11 protein-coding genes are annotated in these 12,170 nt (G+C 62.8%); 2 read left to right on the top strand and 9 right to left on the bottom strand.

Features of this window, described 5'->3' with window-relative positions:
- Positions 1-81 precede the first annotated feature (81 nt).
- On the top strand, positions 82-1,503 hold the full coding sequence (locus H2LOC_RS05275; RefSeq protein ID WP_246206994.1) for an MFS transporter: 1,422 nt from the start codon (positions 82-84) through the stop codon (positions 1,501-1,503).
- 148 nt (positions 1,504-1,651) lie between these two features.
- On the opposite strand, the gene H2LOC_RS05270 is transcribed toward H2LOC_RS05275, so the two are convergent.
- The 6 genes from H2LOC_RS05270 to H2LOC_RS05245 all read right to left on the bottom strand — a co-directional run bounded on the left by H2LOC_RS05270 (position 1,652) and on the right by H2LOC_RS05245 (position 7,523).
- A complete protein-coding gene (locus H2LOC_RS05270) occupies positions 1,652-2,575 on the bottom strand; it encodes a DMT family transporter (protein WP_136495431.1) in 924 nt (307 codons plus the stop codon).
- Between the two features lie 88 nt (positions 2,576-2,663).
- On the bottom strand, positions 2,664-3,002 hold the full coding sequence (locus H2LOC_RS05265; protein ID WP_136495430.1) for a cupin domain-containing protein: 339 nt from the start codon (positions 3,000-3,002) through the stop codon (positions 2,664-2,666).
- A 92-nt stretch (positions 3,003-3,094) separates the two neighbouring features.
- Positions 3,095-3,814, bottom strand: a complete 720-nt coding sequence (locus H2LOC_RS05260; RefSeq protein ID WP_136495429.1) for an RlmE family RNA methyltransferase — start codon at positions 3,812-3,814, stop codon at positions 3,095-3,097.
- Positions 3,811-5,910: an ABC transporter ATP-binding protein/permease gene (locus tag H2LOC_RS05255; RefSeq protein WP_136497000.1), complete on the bottom strand. Its 2,100-nt coding sequence runs from the start codon at positions 5,908-5,910 to the stop codon at positions 3,811-3,813. The genes H2LOC_RS05260 and H2LOC_RS05255 overlap by 4 nt, the downstream gene beginning before the upstream one ends.
- Before the next feature lie 163 nt (positions 5,911-6,073).
- Complete coding sequence (locus H2LOC_RS05250) at positions 6,074-6,409, bottom strand: integration host factor subunit alpha (protein ID WP_154331583.1); 336 nt, start codon at positions 6,407-6,409, stop codon at positions 6,074-6,076.
- A 289-nt stretch (positions 6,410-6,698) separates the two neighbouring features.
- Complete coding sequence (locus H2LOC_RS05245) at positions 6,699-7,523, bottom strand: carbon-nitrogen hydrolase family protein (protein ID WP_154331582.1); 825 nt, start codon at positions 7,521-7,523, stop codon at positions 6,699-6,701.
- Between the two features lie 261 nt (positions 7,524-7,784).
- On the opposite strand from H2LOC_RS05245, the gene H2LOC_RS05240 reads away from it, so the two are divergent.
- Positions 7,785-8,795 (top strand): NHL repeat-containing protein, encoded by a 1,011-nt coding sequence (locus H2LOC_RS05240; RefSeq protein WP_162009698.1) that lies wholly within the window; start codon positions 7,785-7,787, stop codon positions 8,793-8,795.
- Here the strand turns inward: H2LOC_RS05240 and gcvPB are convergent.
- From gcvPB to gcvH, 3 genes are read right to left on the bottom strand one after another with little or no spacing between them, the layout of a single operon-like run.
- Entirely contained in the window at positions 8,788-10,302 is a 1,515-nt protein-coding gene (gcvPB, locus tag H2LOC_RS05235; protein ID WP_136495425.1) for an aminomethyl-transferring glycine dehydrogenase subunit GcvPB, read from the bottom strand. The two genes, H2LOC_RS05240 and gcvPB, sit on opposite strands and share 8 nt — an antisense overlap.
- On the bottom strand, positions 10,302-11,636 hold the full coding sequence (gcvPA, locus tag H2LOC_RS05230) for an aminomethyl-transferring glycine dehydrogenase subunit GcvPA (RefSeq protein WP_136495424.1): 1,335 nt from the start codon (positions 11,634-11,636) through the stop codon (positions 10,302-10,304). Before gcvPA ends, gcvPB begins: the two co-directional genes overlap by 1 nt.
- 14 nt (positions 11,637-11,650) lie before the next feature.
- A complete protein-coding gene (gene gcvH, locus H2LOC_RS05225) occupies positions 11,651-12,025 on the bottom strand; it encodes a glycine cleavage system protein GcvH (RefSeq protein ID WP_154331580.1) in 375 nt (124 codons plus the stop codon).
- Positions 12,026-12,170: the final 145 nt, after the last annotated feature.

The following is a 12,170-nucleotide window of genomic DNA, read 5'->3' as shown; positions in this document are numbered from 1 at the left end:
AAAGAACCAGTGCAAGCGTGTCTGCGCCGCAGCTCGTGATTCTTTCCGTTCGCGCCCCGAAATCAAAGAGGCCCTTCGCCTTTGCCCACTCTGGTCCTGACGCCCCTCATCGTCGCCACCGCCCTGTTCATGGAGAATCTGGACGGCACCGTGCTGGCCACGGCGTTGCCGGCGATGGCTGCGGACCTTCATGAGGACCCGATAGCCCTCAAGCTGGCGCTGACCTCCTATCTCTTGGCTCTTGCGGTATTTATCCCAATGTCGGGTTGGGCGGCGGATAAATTCGGGGCGCGCAAGGTTTTTCGCGCGGCGATCGTGGTTTTCACCCTCGGCTCGATCCTTTGCGGCCTGTCGTCCTCGCTGGAGACCGTGGTGGCCTCGCGCGTCGTCCAGGGCATGGGCGGAGCCATGATGGCTCCGGTCGGCAGGCTGGTGATCTTGCGCACGGCCCCGCGCGCCGAGCTGGTGCGCGCTCTGGCCTGGCTCACCATCCCGGCGCTGATCGGCCCCTTGATCGGCCCGCCGGTCGGCGGTTTCATCGCCACCTATTTCCATTGGCGATACATCTTCTGGATCAACGTGCCGATGGGCGCGCTCGGCGTTCTTCTGACGAGCCGCTTCATACCCGACCTGCGCGAAACCGATGTGAGCCCGCTCGATATACGAGGCGCCGCGCTCACAGGGGTTGGGCTGTCCTGCCTCGTATTCGGCTTCAGCGTCGCGGGCAGGGGCGCCGTGCCTCCCTTGGCCTGGACCTCGCTCATCCTTATCGGATTCGCCGCCCTTTTCGCCTATGTCCGCTACGCTTGCAACGCGCCTTTTCCGATTCTGGATCTAGGGCTGTTGAAGGTTCCGACCTTTCGCGCCGCGGTCCTGGGCGGGTTCCTGTTCCGCATCGGCATAGGGGCCCTGCCTTTTCTGCTGCCGCTGTTGTTTCAGGCCGGATTTCATCTGTCGGCGTTTCAGTCGGGCTCGCTCACCTTTATCGCCGCGGCGGGCGCGATGGCGATGAAGACGGCGGCTCAGCCCATCCTGCACGCCTTCGGCTTCCGGCGGGTGCTGATCGTAAACGCCCTGATTTCTTCGGTTTTTCTGACTGCGAACATCTTCTTCACGGTCGAAACGCCCCATTGGATCGTGATGGCCGTCCTTCTGGTCGGCGGTTTTATCCGCTCGCTCGAATTCACCGCGCTGAACGCCGTCGGCTACGCCGAGATCGACCAGCGCATATTGAGCCGGGCCACCAGCTTCGCTTCCGTCGGCCAGCAGCTTTCGCAATCGGTGGGGGTGGCGATCGGCGCCGCGGCGCTGGAGGCCTCTCGCGCCATGCGCGGCGGCGGCGAGTTGGCGGCTTCGGATTTTGCGCCCGCCTTCATGGTGGTTGCGCTGATTTCGGCGGCTTCGATTTTTGCGTTCCGGCCGCTTGCGGCAAATGCGGGAGACGAGCTCGCGGGGAGAAACAGTCGGTCCGACTACGGGGAAGTTTCCGTGAGATCCGGCTAGGCGGCTTTCGGCGAGTTCTTCATGGGCTATATACTACAGACGGCCTGATGCGTTTCCTCGTTGATGCGCAATTGCCTCCTGCGCTTGGCGAAGGTCGCGACGCTTTTCGAATAAACGCATTTACCCTTTTGGGCGCCATCCCGGCTGTTCAATCGCGACGCCATTGCGGAACACTGCCGCCGCTGGCGAGGAACACGCCTGCCGACACCGCGAAAAGCGGCGCCCAGTCACGCGGCGCCGGAATTTCTCCGAGGATCGGGATGGCGAGAAGCGCCGCCAGGGCGGGCGTCAGAGCGCTGAAGGCCGCACCGGCCGAGGCGCCGAGCAAAGCAATGCCTTTTCCAAAGAAAAACAGAGCGAGGATAGAAGACAGGACGCCTTGGAAAAACGCCTGAAATGCGAGATCGCTGAGCGGCGCGGCGAAGGCGTGCGCCCCTTGCGTCAGGAAATACGCCGGCAAATACAGCACGCAGGAGCCGGCGGAGACAAGCGCCGCGCCGTGAAGCGGCTCGAGTTGCGATTGGCGAAGAACTATAGTGTAGCAAGCCCACATGAAGGCGGCGGTCAAAAACAGCAAATGCCCTTCGGTCTGTTCCCCGCTCGTCGCCAGGGCCGACACGCCGAGGATAGTGAGAACGCCAAGCGCAATGAGGGCGTAGCCCGCCTTCCGCAGAGCCGAAAATTTCTCCCTCATCACGAATGCGGCGATGAGCGCGACGAACAACGGCATAACGCCGGGCATCAGCGCGCCGGCATGAGCTGCGGGCGCGAAGCGAAGACCGCTTGATGCGACGAGCACATAGGGAGCGCCCGCGCCGCTGACAAGCACGAGCAGGCGCGGCCAGCCGAGTCGGTCGATCGCCCAGCCCTTGCGGACGACCACCGGCGCGAGCAGAATTCCGGCGGTTGCGAAACGCAGCATTGTGAGATCATAGACGCTGAGCGATGTCGTCACGCCGAGGCGGGTGATCGACATCCACATCGCCCAGACGCAGACTGCCGCGAGTCCAAATGCCGCCCCCATCGCGTATCTCGTTTTTTGCGACACCGGATGGAAGTCCTGCTCGATCATTTCAGCATGGTCCGTAAAGTCGAAATCCGCCGGGCGTAAAGCCGGCCGCGATCCCAAGAGGGCGGCGTCGTGAATAGGTCAAGCGGAGCTAGACGTCCGTTCGATCGCCTCTCGTCGTCGGGCTGGAGATGACGAGGAAATGCACGTCCTCGTCAGAGTCGTTGCGAGCCTGGTGCTTTGAAAGAGGCCGGATTTCGACGCCGCTCATCATCGGCACGCGATGAATTTCTCCCTCCAATTCCATCGTCAGCTCTCCATAAAGAACGAAGAAGAATTGCCTGGCCATGGAGTGCACATGCCGCCGCTCGGAACTATGCGGGGGCATGCGTTCTTGAATGACCGTCAGCTGCGGCGATGGAGAGAGAATCCATCCATCACATGCCTCGCCCCAGCTATAATGTTCCGCGGTTTCCTTGCTGACCGTCATCGAACAGTTCTCGAATTGGCGCTTGGCGTAGCATTCCCTCGCCGAAAAGTCGTGGCGGCAGAAAGGCCCGCGCTTGTGCGGGTCGGGCTTTCTCAGTCCTTCGCGGCCTCGCGCGCGCCGCGGAATCCGGTCGCGAGAACGTAAAGCTCCGGCGAGCCGGCGCGGCTGGCCTGAGGCTTGACATGCCGCACGATGGCGAAGTCGCGCTTGAGCCGAGCGAGGAGTTGACCCTCGGCGCCGCCCTGAAACACCTTGGCGACAAAAAATCCGCCGGGCGCCAGCACCTCGCCGGCAAAATCGGCGGCGAGTTCCGCCAGCGCGACGATCTTGAGGTGATCGGTGGCCTTATGCCCGGTTGTGTTGGCGGCCATGTCGGACATAACGCCGTCGGCGCCGCCGCCGAGCATTTCCTTGATGAAATCGGGGGCGTCCTCGTCGTTGAAATCCTTCACCGCGAAGGAGACCCCGGGGATGGGCTCCATGTCGAGCAGATCGACCGCGACGATCTTGCCCTTGCCGTCCGTCGCCTTGATCTTTTCGGCCGCGACCTGACACCAGCCTCCCGGAGCGGCGCCGAGATCGACGATGCGCATTCCGGGTTTCAGGAAATGGAAGCGCTCGTCCATCTCCAGAAGCTTATAGGCCGCGCGCGAGCGATAGCCCTCGCGCTTCGCGCGCGCGACATAGGGATCGTTGAGCTGCCGCGCCAGCCAAAGCGTGGATGAAAGAGAGCGCTTGCGCGCGGTCTTCACGCGCACCTTGAGGGAACGGCCGCCGGCGCGGCCGTCGTCGCCGCCTGTCTTGGTGGTCATGCGAAGGCCTTTTCGCGCGGGGTGAACAGGCCGTCGCCGTTGGTCTCCATGTCCAGATGGCGCTGGTGAAAAGCGGCGAGGGTGGCGCGATGGCCGATGGAGACGATGGTCGTACCCGGCAGGCGCTCGCGCAGAACCTTATAGAGCCTGGCTTCGAGCGCTTCGTCGAGGGCGGAGGTCGCCTCGTCCAGGAACAGCCAATCGGGCTTTTCCAGCAGCGCGCGGGCGATGGCCACACGCTGCTGCTCGCCGCCGGAAAGCCGTTGGCTCCAGCCGTTCTCATGGTCGAGCCGCGAAACGAAAGGCGCGAGCTCGGCGGCCTCCAGAGCAGATCTTATTTCGTCGTCCGAATAGGCTTGGGTTTCGTGTGGATAGGCGACCGCGGCGCGCAGCGATCCGATCGGGATGTAGGGCCTTTGCGGCAGCAGCATCACGCGGTCGCCGCCGGGAAAAACGATGGAGCCGCGGCGATAGGGCCAAATGCCCGCGATCGCGCGAAACAGGGTCGATTTTCCCGAGCCCGAGGGCCCTGTGAGCAGCACCGATTCTCCCCGCGCGAAATCGAGCGAGCTGACGTCGACGATGAGCCGCCCGTCGGGAAGCGCGAGCGCCACATTTTCGAGCGAGATGGGGGCGCCCGAAGGCCCGCGAGTCACGGCGGCGGCGGTCTGGCGGCGGTCTGCGACGTCGATAGCTTCGTCGAAGGAGCTCAAGCGATCCAGCACCGCCCTGAAGCTCGCGAGCGAGGTGTAATAGGTCACGAAGAAATTGAGAGATTCCTCGACTGTGGAAAAGGCCCTGGCCGTCTGGCTCATGACGCCGAGCTGGATTTTGCCGGCGAAGTAGAAGGGCGCGGTGAGAATATAGGGGATGATGGGCGAGAGCTGGCCGTAGCTGGCGGTAAAGGCCAGCAACTGCTTGCGCTTTTTGACCAGGGCGAGGAAGTTCGAGATGATGGCGCCGAAGCGCTGGGCCAGCGAGGCCTGCTCGGCGGGCTCGCCGCCCAGCAAGGCGACCTGCTCGCTATATTCGCGCAGGCGCGCAAGGGAAAAGCGGAAATCCGCCTCCCGCCGCTGACGCTCGAAATAGATCACATTGAGGGACCGGCCGATGATGAAGGTGATCAGCGTGCCGACCGTGGCATAGATCAGAGCGACCCAGAACAACAGGCCCGGAATGCGGAGTTCCGTGCCCGGAACGGCGAAATTCCCCGAGAGATCCCAAAGGACGATCGAGAAGGAGACCAGCGAGCTGAGGGTCGAGATCAGCGTGATCGAATAGGCGTAGATGCCGTTGCCGGTCGCGTCGCCTTCGATGAAGCTCCTGATGTCTTCCGAAATGCGCTGGTCCGGGTTGTCGGTCTCGCCGCCCTCCAGAGTCATGCGGTAGTGGCTGTGGCGGCTGAGCCAATGCGAGACGTAGTATTTGGTCAGCCAACTACGCCAGCGTATCAGCATGAACGACTGCATGACGAATTCGATTACTGCGCTGGACACATAGACGAAGGCCCAGGGCGTGAACACCATCAGCAGCTGGCGCCAGAATTCGGGCTGGTTCTTTTCCTGAATGGCGTTGAACCAGTCGCGGTTGAAGAAGGAAAGGCGCACGGAAATGCCGACCTGGCCCTGATTGATCAGAACCAGAAGCACGATCATCGTAATCGCCAGCGCGCTCTCGCGTCCGCGCCAGATCCGGACGCCCATAAAGGTCGACTGGGTCTCGTGCGCGGAGTCGAAGAAAAGATCGGCGATGCGCGTCGCGCGGCCTACCACCGGCACATGAGAAACCGCAAAGGTCAGGATCGAGAACACCGCCACCGTGAGCGCCATGCTCTCCGGCAGAGCGTAATCCTTCAGCGAGGCGGGCCAGAGCCCCTCGGTCTCGGAGAGACGCAACAGGCCGAAGACGACGACTTCGGACGAGAAAATCGCGACGAAGATTTTCAGGAAGCTGGAGATGGGCTCCGAGCGCCAGGTCGTATAGGCGCAGATCGAGGCCCCGACGCCGAGAAGGAGAGTTTCCGGATCTCCTTTATGCGCGCCCGCAAGGAGGGCTAGGATAGCAAAGACGCCGACCGCCGCGCCGAGTTTCCGCATTTTCATCCCCAATTCGGGCGCCGCCGCCCGATAGCGTTTCCTGCAGCTCTATCGAGAAGCTGCAATCGTCAATTCGCGATAGCGCGAGTTGGACGCAGAGAGAAGCGGTTTTGAGGCGATTTCCGGGAGAAAATGCAGAAATGGGGCGACACGCGAGCCGCGGTCAGTCTTCTTCCTCGGTCACGGTTTCGCCGTTGATCAAAGCGACCAGAACGGGCGAGGCCTTGAAGGTGAGGACTTTCCGGGGCGTGATCGGCGCTTCGACCCCGGTCTTCGGGTTCCGTCCCACGCGAGCGCGCTTGCTCCTGATGTTGAACGTGCCGAAGGAACGCAGCTTGACCTGCTCGCCGCGCACCAGAGCTTCGCAGATTTCCTCGAAAGCGGTGTCGAGGATCTTGCGGGCTTCCGAACGGGAGAGGGTCGGGCAGCAAGCGTACACCGCCTCGCGCAACGCCGCGCGAGTGAGGGTATTTCCTTGATTTTCTTCTCTTATCGACATGTTCAAAATACGAGTGAAAGTCTGACCGGGAGTCGGTCGTCAATATTGCGGCGCAAAACACCCCCCGTTGGCAAACCGCTTCGACGCAGCATGGCCGGCGGACGTCAGCGCCGCAAGCTTATCAGCACAGCACCCTAATAATAAATCCCGAAAATGCAAGGGTCGCCTAAGCGATTAAAATTTCACCAACTTTTCGTTGCAATGTTCGTGCAATCAACGCAAGAACTTGATTGTGCATAATATTCACCTGCGCCACGGGCGCCGTGAGGCGCCCGTGCGCGAGTAGCTTTCAAATAGAGAGTGCGACCTTGTGTTTCGCGACCGGAATCATCGATCGTATCTTCCTTATGCGATCAATATCGACATGGGATGATACTAGTCCGGGTCCTTCGGAAGCTTTTGCGACGACATGCCCCCAGGGGTCGGCGATGAGAGAGTTGCCATAGGTGAAGCGAGTCTCATGCCCGGCTTTATGGGCGCCGGTCTGCGCCGGAGCGCAAATATAGGTCTGGGTTTCGATGGCTCTGGCGCGGCAGAGCACCTCCCAATGGTCCTTTCCGGTCACGAGCGTGAAAGCGGAGGGCAGGGCGATCAGATCGACATTCTTGTCCGCAAGCGCCTGAAACAGGTAGGGAAAGCGCAAATCGTAGCAGATGGCGCATCCGATGGTCACGCCTTCGCAATCATAGGTCACGACCTCGTTGCCCGGCTTGAAGGCGGCGCTCTCGTGATATTTCGCGCCGTCCGGCGCCGTGATGTCGAACATGTGGATCTTGCGGTAGCGCGCCACCTCCTTGCCTTCGCGGTTGAACGCCACGCTGGTGTTGTGGATGCGCTCGTCCCCCGGGATTTTCTCCAGCATGGAGCCGGCGTGGATGAAGACCCGATGCTCGCGCGCGAGATCCTGGCACATGGAGTACGCGTCTCCGCCGGGAAGCTCCTCGGCCGCCGCCATTTTCTCGGCGCGGGTGCCGCCGATGAAATCGAACACCTCGGGCAGACAAATCCAGTCAGGGCGCTCTTGAGCGACAGCCTGCTCTATCAGCGCCTTGGCGTTCGCCAGATTGGCGGCCTTGTCGCTGATCGAATTCATCTGGACCAATGTGACTTTCATTCCGGGCGCCCCGAAGGTTTGTGGTTGCGGAAAGCAAGCGCCCCGCAGGGGGCGGCTCGCGCCGACGCTCATACTAACCCCTCGCCGCCGGTCCCGCCAGCGCTCGCCAATATGTAGGTGGGCGGTCCTGATCGCCCGGCCCGCTTCCCACCGCCATCCCCACAACGAAAGCGGGCGCGAGATATGAGGATAAGCCTGAACTCATTTGGTCAGACCCGCAAAAACACATATGCTGCCCCCGGCATTGCGCAGGAGACCATTATGAAGCAGGACGGCGTGACCGAGAGCTTTTTCTATGCGGGAGCGGCGAGAAGAGCGCTTCTTTTTCTTGCGCTTCTCGCCGCGGGCGCCATGTCCTCGGGCGCAGCCCGCTCCGAAACGACGCTCAGACCCATCGGCGGCGCAACCGCAACTCCGACCGTCAGCTCTTCCCAAAGCGTGACCCCGGGCAAGATCTTCGGCGGTCCCATCGGCGTGCCGGGCGCCGCAACGCTCAGCACCCCCATGGGGGTGGCGGTCGACCCCACGGGCAGGGTTTATGTCGCAAACAAGAATTCGAGCCGCGTGACAGTCTATTCGCCGGCGCTGGCGCCTGTCGGCGTCATCACGGCCGGGCTGAATTCGCCTGTCGGCATCGCCATATCGAGCCCCTTCTACAATACGCCGATGCAAATTTACGTCGCCAATAACGGCGGCAACAATGTCACGGTGTACAATCCCGACTTATCCCAGAATACCGCAGCGACGATCGCCGGAGGTTCGTATTTTGCCTACCCCACCGGTATTTATGGCGATCCCGCGGGGGATATCTGGGTTCTCGACGGCGCTCATGTGGCCGGCTACCGCTTCGATGGAACCTATTTCACTACGCTGACGGGTTACGGCGCTTCCGCCATAGGGCCCGTCGGCGCGTCGCTGGCGGCGTTCGGCGCTTCCTGGAACAACTTGCCGTCCGTAGTCGCGGGCAATCTGGGACAGGCGATTCAGGGTAGGGATTTCACGCTCGTCGAATACCCCCTGCCGGTATTCGTCGGCGGCGTGGCCGAGGACCAGTTCAACCAGACCTATTTCTCCGACACCAACAACAATCTAATCCGGATCATGGGCCCGGACCTGGCGCCTCTGGGATCCGTCATCAAAACCGCATCCAGCCCCTATGGCGTCGCCGTCGACAAGATCTACTATCGGATTTATGTGGCCGAACCCGTGGTCAATCAGGTCGAAGTTTTCTCACTGAAGCCGCCACATGTTCTGCTGGGCGTCATCAAGTAGCGCCGCCCTCCCACCGCAACACGGGCTTTCGCGCCGCCAGCGTTTCGTCGAGACGGCGGCGAGGGGCGTAGCGCGGCGCTGCGTGAAACAGCTCAGATTCCCCGCTCAACGCCTTCTCGCCGAGCCGGCGCAGCGTGGCGATGAACAGGTCGAGCGAGGCTTTCGACTCGGACTCGGTCGGCTCGATCAGCATGGCGCCGTGCGCCACCAGGGGGAAGTAGATCGTCATCGGATGATAGCCCTCGTCGATCATCGCCTTGGCGAAGTCGAGCGTGGTCACGCCGCTGCCTGAAAGCCAGGCGTCGTCGAACAGAACCTCATGCATGCATATGCGGTCGCCATAGGGAGCGCTCATCAGTCCGCGCAGCTTCGCGCGCACGTAGTTGGCGGACAGAACCGCATCGCGGGAGGCCTGCGCCAGCCCGTCGCCGCCATGGGACAGCATATAGGCGAGGGCGCGCACGAACATGCCCATCTGCCCGTGAAAGGCGGCGATGCGGCCGAAGCCCTGTCCGTACTCGACGTCTTCGTTCAGCTCCAGCTTTTCTCCCTTTCTGATCAACACGGGCGCCGGCGCGAAGGGCGCGAGCCTCGCCGAAAGCGCCACCGGTCCCGCTCCCGGACCGCCGCCGCCGTGAGGCGTAGAGAAAGTCTTGTGCAGATTGATATGCATGGCGTCGACGCCGAAATCGCCCGGCCGCGCGAGGCCCGCAATGGCGTTCAGATTGGCGCCGTCGCAATAGAAATAGCCTCCGGCTTCGCGCACCAGCTTTGCGATCCGCCCGATGTCGCGCTCGAACAAGCCGCAGGTGTTGGGATTGGTGAGCATGATCGCAGCGACATCGGGGCCGACGGCGGAGGCGACGTCTTCGGCATGGACGATCCCATCGTCGCCCGCCGGAACGGAGCGCACTTCAAATCCGAGCAGGGCGGCGCTCGCCGGATTGGTGCCATGCGCCGATTGCGGGACGAGCACGATCTTGCGCGTCGCGGTCTCGCCGCGGGCGGCGATGGCGCTCTTGATCGCCATCAGGCCGCAGATTTCTCCATGGGCGCCCGCCTTGGGCGAAAGCGCCAGCGCCTCCATGTTTGTGAGCGTCAGCAGCCAGTGGGTCAGCTGCTCCATAGCCTCCAGCGCGCCCTGCACCGTCGACTGCGGCTGCAGCGGATGAATGTCGGCGAAGCCGGCGAGCCGCGCCATTTTCTCGTTGAGGCGGGGATTGTGCTTCATGGTGCAGGAGCCGAGCGGATACATGCCCGCGTCGATCGAATAATTCATGCGCGAGAGACGCACGTAATGGCGCAGGGTTTCGGGCTCCGAGAGACCGGGCAGGCCGATGGGCCTTTGGCGTTCGAGCCCGCCGAGACAATCCTCGAAAGGCTCGGGCTCTTCAACGTCGACGCCGCTCGTCTCCGGACGGCCGATCTCGAAAAGCAAAGGCTCTTCCATCTCCAGGGCCCGATTGCCGGTGAAGGTGGCGGGGGCCGTTTTGGGTTGATCGAGCATCACAACGCTCCTTTGAGTTCCGCGACCAGCGCGGCGCGGTCTTCGTCGGTGTTGATCTCGGTGCTGGCCACCAGCAGCAGATCGTCGAGGCCGGCGTTGGGAATGAGGCGCGAGACCGGTGCGCCGGCGAGAACGCCTCTGGCCGCGAGCCTCTCGACCAGTTCGGCGGCGTCGCCTTTCACGCGCAGGGTGAATTCGTTGAAGAAGCTTCGGTTGAGCGGCTCCACGCCGGGAATCTCCCGCAGCATATTGCGCAGGGCGACGGCGTTGGCGTGGTTTCTCCTGGCGAGGCGGCGCAGGCCAGCTTCGCCCAGCAGGGTCATGTGAATGTTGAAGGCGAGCGCACAGAGGCCCGAGTTGGTGCAGATGTTGGAGGTCGCCTTGTCGCGGCGGATATGCTGCTCGCGCGTCGAAAGCGTCAGCACGAAACCCCGGCGCCCATCTGCGTCGACAGTCTCGCCGCAAAGCCTGCCGGGCATCTGCCGTACGAACTCGCGCCGGGTTGCGAACAGCCCGACATAAGGGCCGCCGAAGCTCAGCGCATTGCCGATCGACTGGCCTTCGCCCACGACGATATCCGCGCCCATTTCGCCCGGCGGCGTGACGAGGCCGAGCGAAACCGCCTCGGTGAAGACCGCGACCAGCAAGGCGCCGTGGCGATGGCAAGTCTCGGCGACGGCGCGAAGATCGCGCAGATTGCCGAAGAAGTCGGGCGTCTGGACGATGACGCAGGAGATACTGTCGTCGACGCGCGAGACGATATCCTCCTGCGCGACTATGTCCGGCGCCAGGGATACGACTTCATCTTCCGCGAGACGCGCCACCGTGCGCGCGACCTCGGCGTAATGCGGATGCAGGCCGCCGGACAGCAGCGCCTTGCGTCGCTTGGTGATGCGATGCGCCATCAGCATCGCCTCGGCGCAGCCTGTGGAGCCGTCGTACATGGAGGCGTTGGCGACCTCCATCGCGGCGAGCGCCGCGACCTGGGTCTGGAATTCGAACAGATATTGCAGGGTCCCTTGCGAGATTTCCGGCTGATAGGGCGTGTAGCTCGTCAGGAATTCGGAGCGCTGGATCAGATGATCGACGCTCGCCGGCACATGATGCCTGTAGGCGCCGGCGCCGATGAAGAACGGGACTTGTCCGGCCGGCAGGTTCCTGGCGGCGAGACGCGAGAGATGACGTTCGACCTCGAGTTCGGACTTGCCCGGCGGCAGAGCGAATCCGCTCGCGGGCGCCGCGCTCGTGTCCGCGAACAGCTCGTCGACGTCGGCGACGCCCACCGCCGCGAGCATGGCGGCGCGGTCTGAATCAGTAAGCGGATGGTAGCGCATCTTTGTCTCCCGCTTTACAGGCTGCGCAGGTGAGCCTCATAGGCCGCCTCGTCCATCAGGCCGGAAAGCTCGCCTTCATTGGTGAGCCGCAGCTTCACGAACCAGCCGGCGCCGAGTGGATCTTCATTGACGGTGGCGGGGTTTTCCTCGAGCGCGGCATTGGCTTCGACGACCTCGCCGGAAACCGGAGAAAACACTTCGCTCGCGGCTTTCACGCTCTCGACCGTCGCGAGTTGCTCGCCCTTGGCGATCCTCTTGCCGACCTCGGGAAGCTCCACGAAAACGATGTCGCCGAGCTGCTCCTGTGCGAAATTGGTGACGCCGATAATCCCGTTCTCTCCATCAATGCGGATATATTCGTGATCCGTGGTGAAGCGCATGTCTGACATCGAGCGATCCTTTCAGTGGCGAACACCCTCCCCTTGAGGGGGAGGGTCGCCGCGAAGCGGCGGGGTGGGGTGATTTTGAGCGCTAATTTGCGCCTTTTTATCCCCCACCCGATCGGCTTCGCCGATCGACCTCCCCACGCAGGGG

It is taken from the genome of Methylocystis heyeri, assembly GCF_004802635.2.
GTDB classification, from domain to species: domain Bacteria; phylum Pseudomonadota; class Alphaproteobacteria; order Rhizobiales; family Beijerinckiaceae; genus Methylocystis; species Methylocystis heyeri.
Note: the sequence above shows the minus strand (reverse complement) of the source record. Positions and strands in the feature narration are given on the sequence as shown.

Coding starts and splice junctions, on each gene's coding strand:
- H2LOC_RS05270 (WP_136495431.1), bottom strand. CDS start 2,575: ATGATCGAGCAGGACTTCCATCCGGTGTCGCAAAAAACGAGATACGCG.
- H2LOC_RS05265 (WP_136495430.1), bottom strand. CDS start 3,002: ATGACGGTCAGCAAGGAAACCGCGGAACATTATAGCTGGGGCGAGGCA.
- H2LOC_RS05260 (WP_136495429.1), bottom strand. CDS start 3,814: ATGACCACCAAGACAGGCGGCGACGACGGCCGCGCCGGCGGCCGTTCC.
- H2LOC_RS05255 (WP_136497000.1), bottom strand. CDS start 5,910: ATGCGGAAACTCGGCGCGGCGGTCGGCGTCTTTGCTATCCTAGCCCTC.
- H2LOC_RS05250 (WP_154331583.1), bottom strand. CDS start 6,409: ATGTCGATAAGAGAAGAAAATCAAGGAAATACCCTCACTCGCGCGGCG.
- H2LOC_RS05245 (WP_154331582.1), bottom strand. CDS start 7,523: ATGAAAGTCACATTGGTCCAGATGAATTCGATCAGCGACAAGGCCGCC.
- H2LOC_RS05240 (WP_162009698.1), top strand. CDS start 7,785: ATGAAGCAGGACGGCGTGACCGAGAGCTTTTTCTATGCGGGAGCGGCG.
- gcvPB (WP_136495425.1), bottom strand. CDS start 10,302: ATGCTCGATCAACCCAAAACGGCCCCCGCCACCTTCACCGGCAATCGG.
- gcvPA (WP_136495424.1), bottom strand. CDS start 11,636: ATGCGCTACCATCCGCTTACTGATTCAGACCGCGCCGCCATGCTCGCG.
- gcvH (WP_154331580.1), bottom strand. CDS start 12,025: ATGTCAGACATGCGCTTCACCACGGATCACGAATATATCCGCATTGAT.